This window comes from Actinoplanes sp. NPDC020271, from assembly GCF_044388125.1.
GTDB lineage: Bacteria > Actinomycetota > Actinomycetes > Mycobacteriales > Micromonosporaceae > Actinoplanes.
In genome coordinates this window covers 199063-222101 of the sequence record NZ_JBIRWQ010000006.1, presented here as the reverse complement: position 1 = coordinate 222101, position 23039 = coordinate 199063, and the positions used below count along the sequence as shown (strand labels likewise).

General features: G+C 74.6%; 11 protein-coding genes and 1 pseudogene. 3 read left to right on the top strand and 9 right to left on the bottom strand.

Annotated elements, in window-relative coordinates; genetic code table 11:
* Positions 1–67: 67 nt before the first annotated feature.
* The 3 genes from ACH442_RS16085 to ACH442_RS16075 all read right to left on the bottom strand — a co-directional run bounded on the left by ACH442_RS16085 (position 68) and on the right by ACH442_RS16075 (position 3257).
* Entirely contained in the window at positions 68–823 is a 756-nt protein-coding gene (locus ACH442_RS16085; RefSeq protein ID WP_396338778.1) for a GNAT family N-acetyltransferase, read from the bottom strand.
* Positions 820–2403: an alpha/beta fold hydrolase gene (locus ACH442_RS16080; RefSeq protein WP_396338777.1), complete on the bottom strand. Its 1584-nt coding sequence runs from the start codon at positions 2401–2403 to the stop codon at positions 820–822. The genes ACH442_RS16085 and ACH442_RS16080 overlap by 4 nt, the downstream gene beginning before the upstream one ends.
* Before the next feature lie 125 nt (positions 2404–2528).
* On the bottom strand, positions 2529–3257 hold the full coding sequence (locus ACH442_RS16075) for an alpha/beta fold hydrolase (RefSeq protein WP_396338776.1): 729 nt from the start codon (positions 3255–3257) through the stop codon (positions 2529–2531).
* Between the two features lie 161 nt (positions 3258–3418).
* On the opposite strand from ACH442_RS16075, the gene ACH442_RS16070 reads away from it, so the two are divergent.
* A complete protein-coding gene (locus ACH442_RS16070; RefSeq protein WP_396338775.1) occupies positions 3419–4237 on the top strand; it encodes an alpha/beta hydrolase in 819 nt (272 codons plus the stop codon).
* Between the two features lie 21 nt (positions 4238–4258).
* Here the strand turns inward: ACH442_RS16070 and ACH442_RS16065 are convergent, their stop codons facing one another.
* On the bottom strand, positions 4259–7396 hold the full coding sequence (locus ACH442_RS16065; RefSeq protein ID WP_396338774.1) for an ATP-binding protein: 3138 nt from the start codon (positions 7394–7396) through the stop codon (positions 4259–4261).
* 298 nt (positions 7397–7694) lie between these two features.
* Between ACH442_RS16065 and ACH442_RS16060 the strand changes: the two genes are divergently transcribed.
* Positions 7695–8339 (top strand): response regulator transcription factor, encoded by a 645-nt coding sequence (locus ACH442_RS16060; RefSeq protein ID WP_396338773.1) that lies wholly within the window; start codon positions 7695–7697, stop codon positions 8337–8339.
* Here ACH442_RS16060 and ACH442_RS16055 read toward each other — a convergent pair.
* On the bottom strand, positions 8319–11060 hold the full coding sequence (locus ACH442_RS16055) for an AAA family ATPase (RefSeq protein WP_396338772.1): 2742 nt from the start codon (positions 11058–11060) through the stop codon (positions 8319–8321). The two genes, ACH442_RS16060 and ACH442_RS16055, sit on opposite strands and share 21 nt — an antisense overlap.
* A 256-nt stretch (positions 11061–11316) precedes the next feature.
* Here ACH442_RS16055 and ACH442_RS16050 point away from each other — a divergent pair, with 256 nt between their 5' ends.
* On the top strand, positions 11317–12879 hold the full coding sequence (locus tag ACH442_RS16050) for a BTAD domain-containing putative transcriptional regulator (RefSeq protein ID WP_396338771.1): 1563 nt from the start codon (positions 11317–11319) through the stop codon (positions 12877–12879).
* 3 nt (positions 12880–12882) lie between these two features.
* Here ACH442_RS16050 and ACH442_RS16045 read toward each other — a convergent pair whose 3' ends face one another.
* The 4 genes and pseudogenes from ACH442_RS16045 to ACH442_RS16030 all read right to left on the bottom strand — a co-directional run bounded on the left by ACH442_RS16045 (position 12883) and on the right by ACH442_RS16030 (position 23036).
* Complete coding sequence (locus ACH442_RS16045) at positions 12883–16047, bottom strand: ATP-binding protein (RefSeq protein WP_396338770.1); 3165 nt, start codon at positions 16045–16047, stop codon at positions 12883–12885.
* A 50-nt stretch (positions 16048–16097) separates the two neighbouring features.
* Positions 16098–19205 (bottom strand): ATP-binding protein, encoded by a 3108-nt coding sequence (locus ACH442_RS16040; protein WP_396338769.1) that lies wholly within the window; start codon positions 19203–19205, stop codon positions 16098–16100.
* 224 nt (positions 19206–19429) lie between these two features.
* Positions 19430–19837: pseudogene (locus ACH442_RS16035) on the bottom strand (NAD(P)-dependent oxidoreductase); the annotation flags it as partial.
* 304 nt (positions 19838–20141) lie between these two features.
* Complete coding sequence (locus ACH442_RS16030; RefSeq protein WP_396338768.1) at positions 20142–23036, bottom strand: BTAD domain-containing putative transcriptional regulator; 2895 nt, start codon at positions 23034–23036, stop codon at positions 20142–20144.
* Positions 23037–23039: the final 3 nt, after the last annotated feature.

The window sequence follows — 23039 nt, the reverse complement described above, 5'->3', positions numbered from 1 at the left end:
GAACCTCCGGGATCGACGGACCAGCGGACGACGTAAACGTACCGAGCGGTCACCCGCCGCACGAACCTCAGCGGGCGGTGAAGACGGTCCGGGTCTCGAGGTGGCGGAAGCCCATCGACTCGTAGAGCGGGCGGCCCATCGCCGAGGAGTGCAGGTAGGCCGTGTCCGCCCCGGCGGCGAACGCGTCGGCGAGGATCCGCTCGGTGATCGCCCGGCCGATGCCGCGCCCGCGGTGCGACGGGATCACGCCGACGTTGAAGACGCCGATCACGCCGTCCGCCGGCATCCCCAGGCCGGTGCCGACCGGGCGGCCGGACTCCACGGCCAGGTACCCGGCGAACGCGGGATGGTCGAGCACCTCGCCGGCCATCATCGTGCCGAACACCTCGGCCGACGCCTCGAAGGCCTGGGCCAGGACGTCGGTGTAGACGTGCCACTCGGCCGCTCTCACGCGCCGGATCGCCCCGGGCGCGGCCGCCGGGTCCCGGAACACCACGTCGCCGGCCGGGCAGCCCAGCACCGGTGACTCCTCGCACTCGCGGAGGCCGTGCCGCAGGGCCAGGCCGACGATCGGGTAAGTCGCCGGGCCGCGGACGCTGATCGACCAGGGGACATCGCGGGCACGGACCGCGAGCGCCATCTCGTCCAGCGACGCCGGGTCGGGATCGAGGGTGACGCCGTACGCGCTGTTCAGCGCCGGGATCCGGGAGCCGGTCGTAGCCGCGCGGGAGGTGCCGCACTCGGCGTACCAGCCGCCCGGGGCGGTCCGGCACAGCGCCTCCAGCGACGCGAACCAGGCGGCCGCCGTCCGGTCCGCGATCACGAGCGCACCGCCGCGGTGTACTCGAGCGCGTCCTCGGGCCGGCGGGCGGCGCCGAGGGCGTACTCCCGGTCGAACCGCTCCTGGCCGAGCGCGGTCACGGCGGCGGCCCGGGCCCGGGACAACTCCTGGGCGTCGTCCGGGTCCGGCACCTGGCCGACGACGGCGTACGCGCGGTCGGCGAGACCGATCATCCGCGCGGCCCGGGCATGGTCGGTCTCGGCCGAGGCCAGGGCCGCGGCGGCGACGCCCAGATACGGCACGAACGCGTCCCAGCCCTCGCGGAACACCCGGTCACGGCCGGCCTCGAACAGCTCCCGGGCCCGGTCGAGCCGGCCGAGGTGAAGTTCGGTGAAGGCCAGGTTGTGGTACTCGGCGTTGACCAGTTCCGGCTGGCCCAGTGCCTCGTTGAGCTCGATGCCGGCCCGGTAGAGGCCGAGCGCGCGCTCGTAGTCGCCGGAGAGGCGGGCGACGGCGGCGAGCACGTGCCGGGGCCGTTCCTCCAGGCGCCGGTCACCGGCCCGGATCGCGACCGCCAGCGCCGTCGCGGCCAGCTGCTCGGCCCGGGTCAGGTCGTCGCCGCGGAGGGCCACGCGGGCCAGGGCGTACAGCGCTTCGACCACACCGGCCGGGTCGGCGGCGGCTCGGGCGCGTTCCAGCTCGGCCTCGGCCAGACGCACGACCCGGTCGGTGTCGCCCTGACGGAACGCGGTGCGCAGGCCGCCGGCGGCGTCCCGGAGCAGCCGGGTGACTGCCTCGACGTACGCGCCGGGCTCCTCGATCTGGCCGAAATGGCCGCTGTTCTCCAGGATCACCAGCTGGGAACCCGGAACACCCCGGTGAATCATCCCGGCCCAGACCGGCCCGCAGATGAAGTCGTGCCGGCCGACGATGACCACGGTCGGGGCGGTGATCGACGGCAGTTCGGGACGAAGGTCGGCCCTTGTCGACGGGAAGGAGGTGGCCCACGCCCGTACCGTCGATCGAAGCTCGTGGAATTCGGTCTCCCGGCCCCAGAAGTCGGCGAAGTACAGCGGCAGGGCCAGGCGCAACACCTCGGTGGCCGCCTCGTCGGTCCCGGCGTCGCCGAACGTGCCGAGCGCGTCGAGCAGGCCCGCGGCCTCGGGAACGTCCGGGTGCCGGTCGGCGTAGGCCAGTGCCAGCGCCTGCTCGGCCGCCCGGAACTCGGCGTCGGTCGTCGGGGTCGCGCTGTAGAGGGCGAGGCCGGCGACCCGCTCGGGGTGGTCGATCGCGTAACGCATGGCCACCAGGCCACCGTGCGAGTGCCCGAGCAGGTGGACCTTCGGCTCCCCCAGGTGCTCGATCAGGGCGGCGAGGAATTCCGCGTACGTCTCCACGTACGTCGCGCCGTCCGGGAGCCGCCCGGACGTCCCGGTGCCGACCGGTTCCGGGTACACCATCGTGAAGTGCTTCTCCAGTTCCGGCGAGCGCAGGTAGGTGTACTCGACGCCCGGGCCACCGGCGTGGGCGATCAGCACCGGGCCGGCACCGGCGACGTGGTAGACCTGCCGGATGCCGGCGTGCTGAAAACTGTGCGTGCCTGGTCGGCGGCTGCTGCTCATCGTGCGTCGCGGTCCCCTCGTGCTTGCTGCTCTCCCCGACGAACGCTAAGGGGAGCCTCTTGACGCGAACTGGATCGCGAATCCGCGCTGCCGGCCCGCTCGGGCACGAACCGGCAACGCGGCGGTCAGTTCCCGGCCTCGGCGGCCGCGGTCAGGATGACCTCGATCGTGGCCTCCGGGTGCGACACCATCGACACGTGCGAGGCGGCGACGTCGGTGATCTTCGAGCCGGCCCGCTCGGCCATGGACCGCTGCGTGGCCGGCGGGATCACCCGGTCCTCGGTGCCGATGACGGCCCAGCTCGGCAGGGTCCGCCAGGCCGCCTTCTCCGAACCGGTGGCGTTCGCGCTCAGGGTGATCGGCCGCTGACCGGCGACGACCAGCCACGCGTCCTCCTCCGGCAGGTCCTGGGCGAAGTAGCGGTAGACGCTGTCCTCCTTCAGGAAGGCCTCGGCGTCACCCTCGGGCCCGCCCGGGTAGCCGACGACGTCCAGGACGGTGGTCGGGTCCGGCACGTCGAGCGCCGACCCCGACCCCCCGAGGATCTGGAAGATCGACTCGCCCTCGGCCGGGATGAACGCGTTGACGTAGACCAGGCCCTTCACGTCGCCGCCGGCGGTCGCGGCGTTCGAGATCACCACGCCGCCGTAGGAATGGCCGACCAGTACGACCGGCCCGGTCGTGCGCTGGGCGACGAACGACGAGAGGTACGCCGCGTCGGAGGCGACACCTCGCAGCGGGTTCGGCGGCGCCAGGACGGTGAATCCCAGGCTCCGCAGCTCGGAGGCGACGGTGTTCCAGCTCGAGGCATCGGCCCACGCGCCGTGCACGAGGACGATCGACGGCTTCGCCATGTGGTGCTCCCTGTGTTTCCCATTCGACTCTCGCTCTGACACCGCCGATCGTGACGACCGTCAGTGGAGAACGAGTGAACGCGCGCGGGCGGGCGTTCAGACGCCGTCACCTGCACCGGTATTGACTCCCGGCACAGCAGAGCCGAACTTTGGAGCACCCGATGACCGTCGCCGGAATACCTGTCGTCTTCATCCACGGACTGTGGATCCATTCGTCGTCGTGGCAGCCGTGGATCGACCGGTTCGCGGCGGCCGGTTACCGGCCGATCGCGCCCGGCTGGCCCGGGGACGCGGACACCGTCGAGGAGAGCCGCGGCCGGGCCGACCGGCTCGCCGGCCACGGCCTCGACGACATCGCCGCGCACTACGGCCGGATCATCGACACCCTCGACCAGCCGCCCGTGGTCATCGGTCACTCGGTCGGCGGCCTGATCACCCAGAAACTCGGCGTCAGCCACCGGCTGCGGGCCGCCGTCGCGATCAGCCCGGCGCCGATCAAGGGCGTCACGCCGGTGCCGGTGGCGCAGCTGCGGTCGTCGTTCCCGGCGCTGAGGTGGCCCGGCAACACCAGACGGGCCGTCGCGCTCTCCGAGAACCAATTCCGGTACGCCTTCGGCAACGTCCTCACCGCGGAGGAGTCACGCGCGCTGCACACCGCGTACGCGATGCCCGGCCCGGCCCGGACCCTGTTCGAGATCGCCACCGCGAACCTGCGCCGCACCTCGCCCGCGGCCGTGGACGTCCGGACCGGCGACCGGGCCCCGCTGCTGATCGTCGCGGCCGAGCAGGACCACACGGTGCCCGAGGTGGTCGTCCGGGCCGCCCACGGGCTGTACCGGGACTCACCGGCCGTCGCCGACCTGGTGTCGATCGCCGGGCGCGGGCACTCGTACGTCTTCGACCACGACTGGCCGGACCTGGCCGACCGCGTCGAACGGTGGCTGGTCAACCGGCTCGAGACGGCCGGACCGGTCTCCTGACCAAGGGGGCCGGGCGCGCCGTCAGGCCCGGCGGCGCACGAACTCCTCGGCCCGGTGGACGAAAAGGTAGGCCTCCCGTTCGGCCGACAGGGCGCGGGCGCGTTCGGCCGCGGCCAGGACGACCTCGGCGGGCTCGCCCCGCGCCTGGGCCAGCCGGGCGCGCACCAGCAGGATCAGCCCTTCGGCGTAACGCTGCCCGTAACGGTCGAGCGCCTCCTGCGCCCGGTCGAGCGCGGCACCGGCCTCGTCGAGGGACCCGGCCGCCAGGTACATCTCGGCGAGCGCGCCGTACCAGGAGACGATCGAGGAGCGGGGCGGGTCCAGCAGCCGCGACTCGACCATCTGCCGGAGTTCGCCGGCCGCGCCGCCCGGGTCGGTCCCGGTCATGGCCAGCGCCCACAGCCGGGCCAGCCGCTGATAGGTGCCGAGGAACCCGAAGGTGAGATCGGGGTCGACCGCGATGCCCCGTTTCGCGGCGGCCAGCGCCCACTCCGGGTCGCCGGCCACCGCGGCCGAGATCGCCGCGAACGTCGCCCCGAACGTGACCGCGTACGGATCGTCCCCGGCGTCGGACTCCATCACGTCGTACAGCTTCCGGGCCTCGGCGACGTCGCCGTGCAGCGTGGTGACCATCCCGAGCATCCCGGCCGAGAGCAGCCCGAGGTCACGCAGCAGCGGGGCGTCGGTACGCCGGACCGCGCCCTCCGGGGTGACCCGGACCGCCCGGGTCAGAAAACGCAGCGCCTCACCGATGGCGCCGATCTCCCACTGGTGCACGCCCCAGGCGAGCCAGCCGTACGCCCGCACGACCGGATCGGCCGAGGCCTCGCCCTGCCGGCGCAGCCGCTGGGCCAGCCGTCCACTGAGGTCGACCTGCAGGCCCTGCGAGTACCCGGTCCAGCGGGTGAACAGGAAGGTCGTCGCCTCCAGCTCACGGCCGAGGCCGAGGGCCAGTTCCTCAGAGCGTTCGAGGATGTCGGGCGGGGCGCCGACGTACCCGGCCTGCATCCCGAGCACCATGGTGAGCTGCGAGAGCGCCGCCAGCTCGGTCTCGGCCAGGCTCGCCGGCCGGGCGACGCGCACCGCCGACCGCAAGTGGCGTTCGGCGACGTCGAACGCGGCCTTGGCCGCCGCCCGGCGACCGGCGCGCAGCAGCGCGGACGCGGTGCGGGCCGGGTCGGCCAGCGGACCCGCCGCCCACAGGTGGTGGGCGAGCCGCTCGGCGACCGACTCCCCCTCGATGCCGGTTCGTTCCAGGGCGTCGGCGACGCGCAGGTGCATCCGTGGCGCCCACCGCGGCGGCGTGCTCCGGGCGATCGACTCGCGGATCAGGTCGTGCGAGAACCGCAGCGAGAACGGGTTGCCGGGCGCCGGGCCGAGCAGTCCCAGCGCCTCGGCCGGTTCCAGCCGGCGCAGGCAGGCCGGAACGTCGATCTCGGCCACCGTGGCCAGCAGGCTCACCTCGGCCTCCCGCCCGACCAGGGCCGCGACCTGCAGCAGGCCGCGGGTGCTGTCGTCGAGGCCGGTCATCCGGTCGCGGACCACGTCGCGGACGGTGGCGGGCACGCCGGCGCGCACCGCCGCTTCCTCGCTGACCTCACCGCCGCCGGCCATCAGCAGGCGCGCGAGTTCCCGGATGAAGAACGGGTTGCCGCCGGTGCGGGCGCGGATGCCCTGGGAGGCGGTTGCGGTCGGGGCCCGGCCGGTCTCGCGGCGGACCAGTTCGGTGACCTCGCCGGCGTCGAGCGGGCCGAGCAGGACCCGGCGGTGGCCGGCCAGACGGCTCGCCCCGGCCAGGGTCCGGGTGAGGTCGGAGCTGGGGACGGGTGCGTGCGACCGGAGCGCGCCGATCAGCGTGACACCGGCCGGCAGCCGGGCCGCGAGGTGACCGAACAGGTGCAGGGAGGCGAGGTCGGCCCACTGCAGGTCGTCCACGATCAGTACCAGGCGGCGCTGCGACGCGGCCCGCGCGACCAGGTCGACCATCCGCTCGAAGAGCCGGAACTGGGCGCCGCTGTCCGCCTGCAGCGGGGTGTCGAGCGCGGCGTCACCGCGCGCCAGCAGACGGCCGAGCTCGCCGGCGAGCCACTCGCCCTGCGCGTCACCGGGGAGGCTGGCCAGGATCGCCCCGACCACCTCCACCCACGGCCACATCGAGGGCGTACCGTCGCCTTCGAGGCAGTGCCCCCAGACCACGAACGCGCCGCGGCCCTCCGCCTCGGCAGCCGCCTCCTCCAGCAGGCGGGTCTTGCCGACGCCCGGCTCGCCCTCCACCACGACCAGCCCGGTGCCTCCGGCGAAGGCCCAGTCGATCCCCCGGCGGACCACGGCCAGTTCCTCGGCGCGCCCGACCATGCCGCGCTCGGGCCGGGCCCCGCCGGTCGCCTCGGCCGAGGCCGGGCCGAACAGCTGCCGGTACGCCGTCTGCAGCGCCGGACCGGGATCGATGCCGAGTTCGCTGACCAGGCGTTCCTGCACCGCACCGGCCAGCGACATCGCCTCGGCCCGGTGCCCGGCGGCGGCGAGCGCGGAGATCAGCGCGGCCTGCAGCGGCTCGTGCAGCGGCGCCATCGAGGCGGCCAGCCGCAGCGGGCTCAGCACCCGGGAGGAGCGGCCCAGCGTGACCGCGAGCTCGGTCGCCGCCGTGCACGCGGTGAAGAACTCCTGGTCGAGGGCGGCGAAGACGGCCCTCGCGGCGGGACCGGCGTCGACCGCGTCACCGGCCGGGCCGCGCCACAGCCGCAGCGCCTCCACATAGGAGTCGAGCGCCGCTTCCCGCTGGTGGCGGGCGAGCGCGGCCGCGGCGGCCTGCACCAGTTCCCGGAACGCGACGAGGTCGAGCCCGTCACGATCGGCCGCGAACCGGTAGCCGTTCCCGTGCAGCCGCAGGTACGACCCGGTGTCGCGGGCCGGGAGCTCCGGTTCCAGCAGGCGCCGCAGGATGCTGATGTGCTTCTGGATGACGTTCCCGGCCGTGGCCGGCGCGGCCTCACCCCAGATCAGGTCGATCAGCTCGCCGACGCTGACCGGCTGCCCGGCCCGGGCCAGCAGCAGACCGAGCAGCAGCACCTGCTGGCGAGGACCCGGATCGAGCTCGGCGCCGTCGCGCCAGACGCGCAGGGGGCCGAGAATCGCCAGGCGCGGCGCACCGTCACCCATCCCCCGACCACCCCCAGACCCGATGCCGTTTGCTCGATCGGGCAACTCGGCTCGGGTGAGCCGACGATCGCCGGGATCGCTCCCATCCGGTCGTCACCGCAGGTAGCCGACGTCCCGAATCGTACAACGGGGCCGGCCCGGGCCGGGCGTCCGGACCAGGCGATCACGCCTGATCGGGCATGCATCCGGGCCGATGGGCGGGGAACTCCAGTCCGGAGTCAGTGAGACTTCAGTGCGCGACTCCTATCCTCCGTCCGCCGGGAACGAGCCGGGTTCGAAGACAGTCAGGAGCACGTCGGTGTCAGCAGCCGCGATGCCGGGCACCGGCGCCGGACCCGCCCCGATCCCGGTCACCGTGTACCACGAGGACCCGTTGATCCACGCCGGACTGACCTGCCTGCTGCGATCCAGTCCACTGGTCGACGTCCGGGACGGCGAGGACCCGGCGGCGGTCACGGTCCTGTTCGCCGAGCGGGTGGGGCGTCTCGTGCTGACCGCGCTGCGCCGGCTCAGCCGTACCGGCCGGGTCGTGCTGGTCGTCGCGCGCCTCGACGAGCAGCAACTGCTGCGGGCACTGGACAGCGGCGTCTCGGCGATCGTGTTGCGCCACCAGATCACCCGGGAACGGCTGGTCGGTGCGGTCCGGGCGGCCGCCCGCGACGACCCGGACCTGCCCAGCGACGCCGTCGGTCACCTGGTCGACGCCCTCGTGCGGGCCCGCCGGGAGACACCGGGCCGCGAGGAGACGGCCGAGCCGCCGACCGACCGGGAACTGGACGTGCTCCGGCTGCTCGCCGACGGCCTCGAGACCCGGGAGATCGCCGGGCGGCTGGCCGTGTCCGAACGTACCGTCAAGAACGTCCTGCACGGCGTCACCGTCCGATTCCAGCTCAGGAACCGGACGCACGCCGTCGCCCACGCCCTACGCGAGGGCTACCTCTAGATCGGTGTCCCGCAGGGCGAGCCGCAGCTGCGCCCGGGACGAGATGTCGAGCTTCAGGAACACCTTGCGCAGGTGGTACTGAACGGTCCGGCGGCTGATGAAGAGCCGGATGCCGATCTCCGGGTTGCTCAGCCCGGTGCTGGCCAGGCTCGCGATCTGCGCCTCCTGCGCGGTCAGGGCCTCGTGCCGCTTCTCCGCGATCCGTGCCGTGCCGTCGCCGGTCGCCTGCAGCTCCCGGGCCGCCCGCCGGGCGAAACCCTCGGCGCCCAGCTCCTGGAAGGTCTGCTGCGCCTGCCGCAGGTGCGGGCGCGCGTCGGCACGACGGCCCCGGCGGCGCAGCCACTCCCCGAACAGCAGGTACGACCGGGCCAGTTCGAGCCGCGCGCCGGTCAGCGTCAGGTGCCAGATCGACTCGAGGTAGTGGTGCTCGGCGCTGTCCTCCGGGGCGAGCAGGGCCAGGCTGCGCTCGTGGATGCCGGACACCCACGGGCCGGGGGCGGCCGTGGCCCGGGCGGCCAGCCAGTCCCGTACCGTCCGCAGCTCCGCGGTGTCGCCGGTGCGGGAGGCGGCGTCCAGCAACTCGGAGACCACCGCAGAACCGGCCGCGGTCGGCCCGGCCTCGAACACCCGCTTGGCCGCCTCGAACGCGACGTCGAACTGCCCGAGTCCGTTGGCCAGCACCGCCTCGGCGTAACCGGCGCAGAAGGCGTACGGCCCGGCCGTCCCGGCGAGCTGCCGGCCGAGCTGATCCCGCAGTGCGCCCAGGCCGGCCGCGTCGCCCCGCCACGCGCGGACCACCAGCTCGGTGTAGCGGTTGGACGAACCGGTGGTCACCACGGCGACCGCGTCGGCCTCGTCCAGCAACGCCCCGGCCGCGAAGAAGTCCCCTTGGTAGAGCCGATGAAAAGCCGCGAAGTTCAGGACCGCCGGCAGTACGCCCAACGCCCCCTCGCGCCGGCAGACAGCGACCAGGCGGGTGGCCAGCGCACCCCAGGCCGGCTCGTCCCAGAGCTCGATCGGCAGCATCGCCATCAGCCGGAACGCACCGAACGCGGGCCGCCGTCCGGTCGGCGCCTCGGCCATCACATGCAGCGCCCGCCGCAGAGTCGGCGCCGCCGCCGCGAACCCCTCGGTGACGCGCAGGTAGAGCCCGCGCAGCAGCAGGTCGGTCAGCGTCACCGGGTCGGCCGGGCGGCACGCGGTGTCGGCGACCGCGGTGACCGTCCGGGCCACCAGCTCGTCGTGCGACTCCGCGTCGTAGAGCGCGCTGACCAGTGCCTCCAGGGTCGTCTCGCGGGCTTCGGGCGCACCGGCGGCGGCGAACCGGGCGGCCGCGCCGAGCAGCAGACCGACGGCTTCGGCCCGGCCGTGCCGCTCGATCGCGATCAGGCCCCGGATCCGCATCAGCCGCGCGGTGTCCAGCTCGTCGAGCGCCCGCAGCCCGGCACCGTCCAGCAGCGCGAGGGCGGCGTCGAGCGACCCGGAGTCGCGGGCCGCCTCGGCCGCGCAGAGCAGGCGGCGGACGCGGGCCCGAGGGTCGGCGGTCAGCGTCGCGGCCTGTTCCAGGAACGCGGCCGCCGCGGCCAGGCCACCCCGGGCCCGCGCCCGGTCGGCGGATCGTTCCAGCTCGGCGGCGGTCTCCTCGTCCGGGCCGGGCGCGGCGTGCGCCCGGTGCCAGGCCCGGCGATCGGGGTCGGAACCCGGGTCGGTGACCGCGGCGAGGGCGTCGTGGACCGCGCGACGCTGCTCCAGCCCCGCGGCCCGGTAGACGGCGGTCCGCGCCAGCGGGTGGCGGAACTCGACCCGGGCGCCGATCGTGACCAGGCCGGAGGCGAGCGCCTGGGTGGCGGTGAACGGGTCGAGGCCGAGCCGGGCGGCGGCGGACCACAGCGTCGTCGGGTCACCGATCGGATCGGCCGCGGCGAGCAGCAGGAACTGTCGCGCGGAGCCGGTCAGCGCGTCGAGGTGCGCACGGTAGGCGGCCTCGGCCCGCTCCGGCATCGGCAACGCCCCGGGGAAGCGGAAGCCACCGGCCAGCTCGGCCGGGGCGACCCCGCGGGGCAGGTCGAGCAGCGCCAGCGGGTTCCCGTGGGTCTCGGCGACGATCTGGTTGCGGACGCTCGGGTCGAGCGGGCCGGTCAGCGCCGAGTCCAGCAGTTCCCCGGCGTGGTGGGCGGAGAGCCCGGCGAGGACCAGGGCCGGGACCCCGTCGAGTTCGGGCGCGGCGCGGCGGGAGGCGAACACGAAGCCGACCGCCGCCTCCACGCGCCGGGCCACGAACGACAGCACCAGGACCGTGGCCCGGTCCAGCCACTGCTCGTCGTCGACGACGCAGAGGACCGGGCGCTGCCGGGCCCGGCCGGCGAGCAGATGCAGCACGCCGAGGCCGACCACGTACGGCTCGGGGGCGTCGCCGTCCTCGCTGCCGAAGGCGACGCGCAACGCCTTGCGCTGCGGTGCGGGCAGGCTCTCGATCCGCTCGTCCATCGAGCCGACCAGCTGGTGCAGGCCGGCGAAGGGCAGGTCGGCCTCGACCCGGATGCCCGTCGCCCGCAGCACCTCCGTGTCGCCGGCACCGGTGACGACGTGGCCCAGGAGCGCGGTCTTGCCGATGCCGGGGTCGCCGACCAGCACCATCGCGCGGCTGTGCCCGGCACGGACCGCCGCGGTCAGCTCGTCGAGGATCCGGCACTCGTCGGCACGGCCGACCAAGGTGACCACCGGCCGGGAAACTCGTGCTGACACAGTCGACGCCACAACCATTTCGGCCCCCGTCCTAGGTTTCGGACGGAGTCTGACCGACCGGACTGAAGGTTCACTTCGACCGCACTGACGGCCGCACTGAACTTGTACTGACCGGGGACGGGAACCCGGGCCGCACCGGGGCGCTAGCCACCGGCCAGTGTGACCGGCGCATCTGGCCGGTCTGCCCAGCGAGGCGTTCCCCGGTCGTACCACGGCGACGAGTATCAGCCCGGTGACAGCAGTGGTGAACACCCATCGGGCCGGCGCCCCGAGCTTCCAGATCCTCGGCCCCCTGCGATTCCGGCGGGACGGGGCCGAGCAGGAGATCGGCCCGCCGCAACAGTCCCACGTGCTGGCCCTGCTCCTGGCCGGTGCCGGCCGGCCGGTCAGCGCCGGCGAGCTGATCGACATGGTCTGGGGTGAGGAAGCGCCCATGAGTGCCCTCAACATCCTTCACAAGTACGTCGGCTCGCTGCGCCGGCTGCTGGAACCGGCGCTGCTTCCTCGGGAGACCGGCGCCTACCTGCTGCGCCGCGGCAACGGGTACGCACTCGCCGCCGACCCGGACGCCGTGGACCTGTCCCGTTTCCGCCACCTGGTCCGGAGCGCCCGCGCCGAACAGGCGGCCGGCCGTCCTGCCGAGGCCTTGGACCACTACACCGAGGCGCTGCGGCTGTGGCAGGGTTCCACCGCCGAGTCGCTGCCGCCCGGGCCCGCCACCACGCCGATCGCCATCGCGCTCGACGAGGAGTTCTACGCCGCCTGTGGCCGGGCCGCCGTCCTCGCCGCCGAGCTGGGCCGCCCCGGCCGGGTGCTGCCCGCCCTGCGGATGGCCGCCCGGATGGCCCCGCTGCACGAGCAGGTGCGCGCCGACCTGATCGGCGCGCTGGCCGCGGACGGGCAGCAGGCGGAGGCGCTGGCGGCGTTCGAGGGGATCCGGAACCTGCTGGCCGAGGACCTCGGCATCGACCCCGGTCCGGTGCTGCGGGAGGCGCACCGGCGGGTCCTGCGGCGACCGGCCGCGCCGGGGGCGGCTGCGCTGGTCCGACCGGCGCGACCGGCCCAGCTGCCCCCGGCACTGCCGGCCTTCGTCGGCCGGGCCGAGGAACTGGCGGCGCTGACCGGACGACTCGCCGAGTCCCGGACCAGTCCGATGATCGTGGCCCTGCACGGCGTGGGCGGGGTCGGCAAGTCGACGCTGGCCACGCAGTTCGCGCACCTCGTGGCGGGCCGGTTCCCGGACGGTCAGCTCTACCTCGACCTGCGCGGGAGTGCACCGGAACACGCCGGGCTGTCGCCCACCCGGGCGCTGCACGCGTTCCTCACCGCGCTCGGGATGCCCGCGGCGGCCGTGCCGGAGACCGTGGAGGCGCGGACCGGCACCTATCGCAGCCGGATCGCGGGCAAGCGCGTCCTGGTGGTGCTCGACAACGTGTCCGACGTGTCCCAGGTACGGCCGCTGCTGCCGAACTCGGCCGGATGCCTGATCCTGGTCACCAGCCGGGAGCCGCTGATCGACCTGGCCGCGTTCGAGGGAGCCGATCTGCTGCACGTCGAGTTGCCGGACACGGCGACCGCCCGCGCGCTGTTCCGCCGGCGGCTGGCGCACTCGCCGCACCGGCCGGTCGCCGCGCTCGCCGCCGACGCCGAGCTGGTCCGGGAGGTCGTCGAGCGGTGCGAGCGGCTGCCGCTGGCGCTGGCGCTCGTGGCCGGGCAGCTCAGCGCCGGCGGAACCGCCACCGCAACCGCGAGCTGGCGGGACGACCAGCGGCCGGAACTGCGCCGCGCCGCATAGGTGCTATCGGTCCAGCGTGGCCAGGAACTCCTCGGCGCGGGACACGAACAGGTGGGCCTCACGCTCGGCCGACAGCGTCAAGGCCCACTCGGCGGCGGCCCGCACCGCGCCGGGCGGGGCGCCGCGCGCGTGCAGCAGTCGCGCCCGCAGCAGCAGGATCAGGCCTTCCGCGTAGCGTTGCCCGTACGCCTGAAGGAAGTGATCGGCCCGGTCGAGGGCCGCCTCCGCCTCGCCGAGCCGCCCGGCCGCCAGTTCCATCTCGGCCAGCAGCCCGTGCCAGGTGGCGACGCAGGTCCGGACCGGGTCGAGCAGGTTCACGTCGATGAGCCGCCGCGCCTCGGCGATGGCACCGGTGGCGTCCCGGCCGGTGACCGCGAGGGCCCAGCAGCGGGCCAGCCGCTGGTAGTTGCCGAGGAAGACGAACGAGAAGCCGGGGTCGGCGGCGATCCCGCGTCCGGCCGCGTGCAGCGCCCAGGCCGGGTCCCCGGCGATCGCCGCGGTGCGGGCGGCCAGCGAGGACCAGACCGTGATCGCGTACGGGTCGTCGGCGGCGGCCTCGGCCCGGTCGAACATCGCCCGCGCCTCGCTCATCCGCCCGTGCAGTGCGGTGGTCTCCGCGAGCATGCCGTCCATCAGCAGTTCGACGTCGTGCCGGACCGGTTCGTCCTCCCGGCCGGCGGCGCTGATCTCGCTCGACCGTGTGAGGTAGCGGAACGACTCACCGATGTTGCCGATGTGCCACTGGTGCAGACCCCAGGCCCGCAGTCCGTACGTCCGTACCGTCGGATCGGTCGAAACCCGCCCCTGGTCGAGCAGCCGGCGGGCGACCGGCCGGCTGCGATCCAGCTCGATGAGGGTGGCGTGGACCAGCCAGCGGGAGAACTGGAAGCCGGTGGCCTCGAGTTCCCGGCCGAGGCCGCGGGCCAGTTCCTCGGCCCGTTCCAGCACGTCGCGGGTGGCGGCGCCGTACCGCGACTGCATGCCGACCGCCGCGGTGAGCGCCAGCGCGGTCAGCTCCAGTTCGGGCAGACCGGCGTTGCGGGCGGTCCGGGCCGCCGACCGCAGGTGCTGCTCGGCGGCCTGCACCGCGGACTTGGCGGCGGCGCGGCGCCCGGCCCGGATCAGCGCCGTGGCGGTCCGGACCGGGTCGGCCAGCGGACCGGCCGCCCACAGGTGATGGGCGAGGCGTTCGGCGGTGGAGTCGTCGCCCGGCCCGGCCTGTTCGAGGGCGTCGGCGACGCGCAGGTGCAGCGCGGGGGCGTGCGGCCGCGGCGTCGACCCGATGACCGACTCGCGGACCAGGTCGTGGGTGAACCGGACCGCGTACGGGTGGCCCGGCACCGGCCCGAGCAGCCCGAGTTCCTCCACCGGTTCGAGGCGGTCGAGGCAGGTCTGCGCGTCGAGGCCGGCGACCCGCGCGAGCAGGCCGATCTCGATGTCCCGGCCGGCCAGGGCGGCGATCCGGAGCAGGCCCTGAGCGTGCTCGTCGAGCCCGGCCATCCGGTCGCGGACGACGTCGCGGACGGTGGTGGGCACCCCCGCCCGGATCACCGATTCGCTGGTGAGGACCCCGGAGTCGGCGAAGAGGCGGGACAGTTCCCGGACGAAGAACGGGTTGCCGGCCGTTCTCGCGTGGATGCTGCGGGCGGTGCCCCGGCCGGGGTCCTGACCGGTCTCGCGGCGGACCAGCTCGGCCACCTCGTCCGGGCCGAGCGGACCGAGCCGGACCCGGCGCAGCCCCGGCACGCGGCCGGCGGCGGCCAGGACCCGGGTCAGTTCCGGCCCGGGCGCCGGCGCGACCGTGCGCAGCGTGCCGATCAGCACGGTGCCGCGGGGCAGGCGGGTCATCAGGTGGGCGAAGAGGTGCAGGGAGGCCAGGTCGGCCCACTGGAGGTCGTCGATCACCAGGACGCGCGGGCGCAGCTGCGACGCCTCGGCGACCACCGCGGCGACCCGTTCGAAGAGGCGGAACTGGCTGTCGTTCTCCGGCATCATCGGCCCGGGCAGGACGTCGTCGCGGGCCTCGACCAGGCTGCCGAGCTCCCCGGCGGTCCACCGCTCGCGCGCGGGGCCGGGCAGGCTGTCGAGGATCGCGCCGATCACCCGCACCCACGGCCACATCGACGGGGTGCCGTCGCCCTCGTAACAGTCACCGCGGACGACGTGGGCGCCGCGCCGCCCGGCGTCGGCGGCGGCCTCCTCGACCAGCCGGGTCTTGCCCGACCCGGGTTCGCCCTCGATCACCGCGAGCCCGGTGCCGCCGGTCAGCCCCGACTCGATCGCCTGCCGCAACGCGGTCAGCTCCTCGCCGCGCCCGACCAGCTCGGACACCGGCGGCGACGGGCCACGGACGACCGGGGCCGGCACCACCGCCGGAACCGGCTGCGCCACCTGGTCGAGCACCCGCCGGTGCGCGGACTCCAGCGCCGGGCCGGGGCCGACGCCGAGCTCACCGGCGAGCCGGCCGCGGATGTCGTGGAAGACGGCGAGCGCCTCGGCCTGCTGACCGGTCGCGGCGAGCGCGGCGATCAGCGCGGCCCGGACCGCCTCGTGCAGCGGGGCGATCTTCGCGGCGAGCCGCAGCGACGGCAGGACCCGGCCCGGCTGCCGCAGCGAGACCGCCAGCTCGGCGGCGGCCACGACGGTGTCGAGGAACTCGCGGTCGAGCGCGGCGAACGTCGGTATCGCGGCCGGCCCGTGGTCGAGCCCCTCCCCCGCCGACCCGTGCCAGAGCGCGAGCGCCTCGATCCAGCCGTCGAGCGCCTCCTGCGGGCGCTGCTCGTCCAGCGCGGCCGCGGCCATGCCGGCCAGGTCGCGGAAGGCGGTCACGTCCAGCGTCGACGGGTCGGCGGCGAACACGTACCCGGCGCCGCGCAGCTGCACGTACGAGCCGGATCCGCGGGCGGTCAGGCCGGGTTCGAGCAGCCGGCGCAGGCCGCCGACGTACTTCTGGACGACGTTGAGCGCACCGGCCGGTGGGTGCTCGTCCCAGATCAGGTCGATCAGCTCACGGGCCGGGATCGGCCGGCCGGCCCGCGCGAGCAGCAGCGCCAGCAGGTAGGTCTGCCGCCGGGGCCCCGGGTCCAGCTCGACGCCGTCGCGCCAGATCCGCGGCGGGCCGAGGATCCGCAGGCGCAGGCATCCGATCGGACGACCGGTTCCCACCACGCTCGCACCCCCTCCCGCTGCCGGTCATCCTCGCAACGGCGACTGGAAAACTACTTGATCGGCGAGCCCGGGACCTCGTCGCAGCGCTGGGCGAACAGGTGCGCCTCCCGCTCGACGGCCAGCGCGCGGGCCTTTCGCACCGCCGCCCGGACCGTCGCGGCGCTCTCGCCCCGCGCCTGCAGGAGCCGGGCCCGCAGCAGGAGCAGCAGGCCTTCGGCGTAACGCTGACCGTGCGCCTCGAGAAAGTGCCCGGCCTGCTCGAGCGCACCGGTGGCCTCGTCGAGCCGGTCGGCGGCCAGCCATATCTCGGCGAGCAGTCCGTACCAGAGGTGCAGGTTGGACCGGGGCGGGTCGAGCAGCCGCCCGATGATGATCTTCTCCGCCTCGGCGGCCGCACCGGCCGGGTCGTCGCCGGTCAGAGCCGCCGCCCAGCACCGCGCGAGCCGCGCATAGGTGCCGAAGAAGGTGTACGAGAACCCGGGGTCGGCCGCGATCCCCCGTTCGGCGGCCGCCCGGGCCCACCCCGGGTCGCCGGCCATCGTCGCGGTCCGCGCCGCGAAACTGGCCGCGACCGTGATCGCGTACGGGTCCTCCCCGGCCTCGGCCTCCAGGGCGTCGAGCATCGACCGCGCGGCCGGCACGTCCCCGTGCAGCGCGGTGGTCTCGGCCAGCATCCCGGCCGACATCAGCCGCAGGTCGTACCGCAGGGGCTGTTCGCCACGACGGCCGCGATCCTCGCCGATCACCCGGCTCATCCGGCTGAGGTGCCGGAACGCCTCGCCCACGTGGCCCAGATCCCACTGGTGGATGCCCCAGGCGTGCAGGCCGTAGGCGCGCACGACCGGGTCGCCGGACGCGTTGCCCCGGTCGGCCAGCCGGCGGGCCAGCCGCCCGCTCACGCCCAGCTGCACGGCCTGCGAGTGGGCGGCGCGGCGGGAGAACAGCAGGTCGGTGGCCTCCCGTTCGCGGCCGAGGGACCAGGCGAGCTGCTCGGCCCGCTGCAGCATCCCGGGCGCCGAGGTGTGGTAGCCGGCGCGCATCCCGGCGACCGCGGTGAGCCGGGTCAGCGCCGCCAGTTCCAGCTCCGCCAGTCCCGCGGTCCGGGCCGTACGGGCGGCCGACCCCAGGTGATGCGTGGCGGCCTCCAGCGCGGACGTGGACGCCGCCCGTTCACCCGCGTGCAGCAGGGCCCGGGCGGTCCGGGCCGGGTCGGCCAGCGGACCGGCCGACCACAGGTGATGCGCCAGCCGTTCCACCGCCGCGCCGCCCGCCCCCGTCTCCTGCAGGGCGTCCGCGATCCGCAGGTGCAGGTGGTTCGCGCCGGGCGACGGCGTCGTCCCGGCAATCGCCTCCCGGACCAGGTCGTGCGCGAACCGCAGCGCGACCGGGGTGCCGGTGACGGGGGCGAGCAGCCCGAGCGCCCGCAACGGTTCGGCCCGGGCGAGGCAGTCCGGCACGCCGGCGCCGATCACCCGGGCGAGCAGGGCCGGGTCGACGTCGCGGCCGATGAACGCGGCGGCCTGCAGCAACTCCCGCGCGTCGGCGTCGAGGCCGGCCGTGCGGTCACGGACGACGTCACGCACCGAGGCGGGCACTTCCGGGGCGAGCATCCCGTTCTCGTCGACGAAACGGGACAGCTCGCGGACGAAGAACGGGTTTCCGGCCGTACGGGAATGGATGCTCTTGACGACGGCCGGATCGGGTTGCGTGCCGGCCTCCTCGCGCAGCAGGTCGGTCACCTCGGCCGGGCTCAGCGGACCGAGCCGGACCCGGCGACGCCCCGGCACCCCGGCGGTCGTCGCGAGCAGCCCGGCGAGCTCAGGTTCGGGCGCCGGCGCCCGGTCGCGGAACGCGCCGACCAGCACGGTCCGGCCGGACAGCCGGGTCGCGAGGTGGCCGAACAGTTCCAGGGAGGCCACGTCGGCCCACTGCAGGTCGTCGATGATCAGCAGAGTCGGGCGCGTCGCGGCGGCCTGCCGGATCACGGCCGCCACCTGCTCGGACAGTCGGAAGCGGGTGCCCTGGTCGGGTGCTGCGGGCCGGGCCGGGTCGGTGAGCCGGCGCAGTTCCCCGGCCCCTGCGGCGGCGGGCAGTTCGGCCAGGATCGCCGGCAGCGCCTGCGCCCACGGCCACATCGACGGTGTCCCGGCCCCGTCGAGGCAGCGGCCCCAGACCACCAGCGCCCCGCGCCGCCGGGCCTGCTCGGCGGCCTCCTCCAGCAGGCGGGTCTTGCCGCTGCCGGGTTCACCCTCGACCATGACGAGCCCGGGCGCGCCCCCGATCGCGGCGGTGAGGGCCTGCCCCAGAGCGGCCAGCTCGGCCTCCCGCCCGACGAAGACCCCGGTCACCCGGGCCGGCGCCGGAGCCGCGCTGTCGGTGAGCACCTGCCGGTGTGCCTCCCGCAGCACCGGGCCGGGCTCGGCGCCGAGTTCCCCGACGAGGCGGCGACGCACCGCGCTGAACGCCGACAGCGCCTCGGACTGCTGCCCGGCCGCGCCGAGCGTGGCGATCAGGCTCGCGTGCACCGCCTCGTCCAGCGGCGCCATCACCGCCGCGAGCCGCAGCGCGGGCAGCACCGCCCCGGGCCGGCCCAGGGACCTCGCCAGCTCGGCCGCCGCCCGGCACGCGCTCAGGAAGTCCTCGTCCAGCGCCGCGAAGACCGCGGCCAGAGCCGGTTCGCGGCGCAGTCCGTCGCCGGCCGGCCCGTTCCACAATTTCAAGGCCTGCGCGTACGCGTCGAGCGCCGCCTCCGGGCAGCCGGCGGCGCGCGACTCCGCGGCGGCACTCACGAGCCGGCGGAACGCGATCAGGTCCAGGGTTCCGGGTCCGGCCTCGATCAGGTAACCACTGCCCCGGCGCGTCAGGTAGGACCCGGCCGCGCGCGCCGGCAGCCCCGGTTCCAGCAGTCGCCGCAGTGCGCCGACGTACCGGTGCAGGGCGTTCACGGCGCTGACCGGCGGCTCGTGCTGCCAGAGCAGGTCGATCAGTTCGTCGGTGCTCGTCGACCGGCCGGCCCGGGCCAGCAGCAGCGCGAGCAGATGCGCCTGGTGCCGGGGCGGGATGGGGACCTCGGCGCCGTCGCGCCAGATCCGCAGCGGGCCGAGGATCCAGAGGGACAGCCCGTCGCCGCCGGAGGAGGCCGGACCCGGGGTGGCCATGCCGGCAACACTCCTCAGATCAGCGGGACGAGCTCACGGCCACGAACAACCCGATCATGGTACGTCCGTCCGGGGTGGTCCGGGCCGGAGACCCGGGCCGACCCGGACGGACGGGTTCAGACGCCCGTCGTCACCGGCTGCGGTCACCGGTACGCCGCGCTGTGCCGGCGGCACCGGGGTGTTTCCCGTGCCGGTCCTCATCGATGGGTGGGGCAGGTCAGGCGGTGACCCGGGCCCTTCGGGGCGACCATCGCCACGGTCACGTCGGCCGGGGGCTTGATCAGCTCGAAGCGGATGTTCAGGCCGTGGCCGAAGAACAGCGCCTTGCCCGCGGACAGGTGGGGGGCGATCGACTCGGCGTAGATCCCGCGCTGGGCGGTGTCCGGTGCCAGCACCATGATCACGTCGGCCCAGGCCGACGCCTCGGCCGGGGTCTTCACGGTCAGGCCCTGCTCCTCGGCCTTCGGACGGCTCTTGGAGCCCTCCTGCAGACCGACCACGACCTCGACGCCCGAGTCACGCAGCGACAACGAATGCGCGTGACCCTGGCTGCCGTAGCCGATCACCGCGACCTTCCTGCCCTGGATGATCGACAGATCGGCGTCGTCGTCGTAGAAAACGTTGACAGTCAACTTCTCACCTTCCGTTCGTCAGCGGAACGGACGGTACGGGCGCGCGATGTATCCCCACTTCATAGTTCTCGTAAGCAGATCAACTGATCGCTCACCGACAGTCCCTACCGTTGGCCTCGACAGCGCATCCACGGAAGGAAGAACCTTGCGGAATCGGACGATCGCCGGCGCGGCCCTCGCCTGCACCCCGGCCGCCGCCGTCGCGGCCGGCACAACGGCCCTGGCCACCCCGGCCGGCCCGGGGTGAGCGGCACGATCATCAAGCAGGTGACCCCCGGCTGCGGCGCCCGGCGACCCCGGTGTCCTACGGGCGGCCCGGCAGCTTCGCGGCCAGCCGGCTCAGCGCGGCCCGCATGTGCCGCGGCCCGCCGCCCTGGAACGACTGCAGCACCCCGCCGGCCCGGTCGAACGCCTCCCGGGCCCCGGCCAGGTCCTTCGTCTCGATCAGCAGCTCGGCCAGGCTGCGGAACGCCTCGAAGTGGTACGGCCCCTGGCCGACCGACCGGGCCGCCTCGACCGCCCGTTTCAGTTCCGCCACCGCGTCCTCGGTGCGTCCGCGTTCGATCAGGTTGTGCGCGATCGACACCCGGATCATGGCTTCCTCGTGCCGGCGGCCGACGGCGAGGTTGAGGTCGAGCGCCTGCTGCAGCTCGACGGCAGCCCTCTCGTACTCGCCGAGGTGGGTCAGCGACCGCCCCATGCAGTCCAGGCAGCGCATCTCCGACTTCTCGTTGCCGGCCGCGCGGCACAGCCCGACCGCGATCCGCGCGTGTTCGAGCGCCTTCTCGTGCTCGCCGAGCGCGGTGTGCACCGAGTGGAAGTTGATGTGCGTCAGGGCCTGTTCGAGCAGCATGCCGTGCTCCACGAAGACCCGCAGGGCGGCCGAGAGAAGATCAAGACATTCCTCGTACGCGTTCAGGAACCACCGTGCGCCGGCCAGACTGCGCAGCACGTGGGCCTCGCCGACCACGTCCCGTTTCTCGCGGGCGGCCCGCAACGCGAACCGCATGACGTCCTCCCAGTCCTGGAAGTGGCCGAACCACTCGAAGTACTGCTGCATCGTGATGGCCAGCTGCCACGGGACGATGCCGTAGCCGAGGTCGGCCCCGACGCGTACCGCCTCCTTGAGCACTTCGCTCTGACCGGCGAACCAGTCGATCGCCTCGCGGTAGGAGCGCGGCCGGCGCGGGACCACGCCCGGTTCCGGCGGCGCGGGGGCGATCGGCGTACGGTTCGGCTCCAGCACCACCTGCGCGTTGTAGCTGCTGTGCAGGTAGTACTGCAGCAGCCGGGTGATCGCGGCCCGCTGGGCGGCGACCGGGTCGACGGTGCGGAACAGCTCGCCGGCGTACGCCCGCACCAGCACGTGGGAGGTGAAGCAGCCGCTCTCCCCCTCGGCGACCAGCGCGGCCTCGGTCAGCTCCTCGATCTGCGCCCGGGCGCACTCCAGGTCCTGCCCGGCCAGGGCGGCAGCGGCGTCGATCGTGATGCCCGGCACCAGCGCCACCGACAGCAGCCGGAACATCCGGGCCGCGCCCGGACTGAGCTGCCGGTAGGACCAGGAGAAGGCGGTCCGCGGGTCGGTGACGCCGCGCCCCTCGGGGAAGGCGGCGAGGCGCTGGTCGAGGTCACGCAGCTCGGCCGCCACCGTGGCCAGGGACAACTGCGGGCGTACGCTGAGTCGCGCGGCCAGGATCGCCAGCGCCAGCGGCAGCCGCCCGCACAGTTCGATGATCTCGTCGATGACGTCCGGCTCGACGCCGATCGCCCGCGGGTTGCGCAGGTACGCCAAGCGGCTGGAGAGGAGCTGCCGGGCCTCGGCCAGGTCCGGGACGTAGGCGCGGTAGAGCCGGGCGCCGTCGGAGGCGGCCAGCCCGACCAGCGGGCGGCGACTGGTGATCAGCACGAGACCGTCGGCCGAGTTCGGTAGCAGCGGCCGCACCTGCGACGCGTCGCGCACGTCGTCGAGCGTCACCAGGATCCGCTTGCCCGCGGTCAGGCTGCGGTACGCCCCGACCAGGGCGTCGAACGTGTCCGGCACGTCGGCGGCGCGCAGGCCCAGGCCGTACAGCAGGGATCGCAGGGCCTCGGCGGCCGGGACGCTGCCGTCCTCGCCCTCGTTGCCCCGCAGGTCGAGGTAGAGCTGACCGTCGCCGAACTCGCCGGCGACCTGGTGGGCGAAGTGCGTGACCAGGGTCGACTTGCCGACGCCGCCCATGCCGTCGACCGCGACCACCATCGGGCTGGTCCGCCGGTCGTCGCGCATCGAGTCGACCAGGTCGTGCAGGACACCCAGTTCGACGGTCCGGCCCACGAACATGGGCTGGTCGGGCGGCAACTGGGCGGGAACGATCAGCGGCGCGGAGCCGGCCGCGGCGTCCTCGGCCGCCGGGAACGCACCCGGCGTCCTGGTCACCACGACCGACGGCGAGGCCTGCGTCAGCACCTGCTGATGGGCCTCCTGCAGCTCGCGTCCCGGGTCGATGCCGAGCTCCTCGACGAGCCGTTCCCGGATGCTGCGGTACGTCTCCAGCGCCTCGGCCTGATGACCACCGGCGGCCAGCGTCGTCATCAGGGCGGCGTGCACCGGCTCGTGCAGCCGCCCGATCCGCGCGGCCAGCCGCAGCGCCGGGAGCAGGACGGCCGGGCGGTCCTGGGTCACGGCGACCCCGGCGGCGGCGATGGCCGCGTCGAGGAACTCGCCGTCGATGCCGGCGAAGACCGCGGTGGCGCCGGCACTGTCGGCGAGGCTGCCACCGGCCGGGCCCTCGCAGAGGCGCAGCGCGTCGAGGTAGTGGTCGAGCGCCCGGTCCGGCCGGTCCCGCCCCAGCGACTCCTTCGCCAGCGCGACCCCCTGGCGGAACTCGACGAGGTCGAGCGACTCCGGGCCGGCCGTGAAGCGGTACCCGCTGTCCCGGCGCGTGATGAAGGACCCGCCGGACCGCAGCGCCAGGCCCGGTTCGAGCAGGCGGCGCAGGGCTCCGACGTACTTGTGGATGACATTCACCGCGCTACCCGGTGGGCCCGCGCCCCAGATCAGATCGATCAGGTCGGACATCCCGACCGGGCGGTCCACCTGGGCAGCCATGAGAGCCAGCAGGCACCGCTGCTGACGCGGGCCCGCATCGAGCTCAACGCCGCCCCGCCAGACCCGCAACGAGCCCATGACCTGCAGGCGCACCGCGTTGGGAGAGGTCAACAG

Coding starts and splice junctions, on each gene's coding strand:
- ACH442_RS16080 (WP_396338777.1), bottom strand. CDS start 2,403: ATGAGCAGCAGCCGCCGACCAGGCACGCACAGTTTTCAGCACGCCGGC.
- ACH442_RS16075 (WP_396338776.1), bottom strand. CDS start 3,257: ATGGCGAAGCCGTCGATCGTCCTCGTGCACGGCGCGTGGGCCGATGCC.
- ACH442_RS16070 (WP_396338775.1), top strand. CDS start 3,419: ATGACCGTCGCCGGAATACCTGTCGTCTTCATCCACGGACTGTGGATC.
- ACH442_RS16065 (WP_396338774.1), bottom strand. CDS start 7,396: ATGGGTGACGGTGCGCCGCGCCTGGCGATTCTCGGCCCCCTGCGCGTC.
- ACH442_RS16040 (WP_396338769.1), bottom strand. CDS start 19,205: ATGGCCACCCCGGGTCCGGCCTCCTCCGGCGGCGACGGGCTGTCCCTC.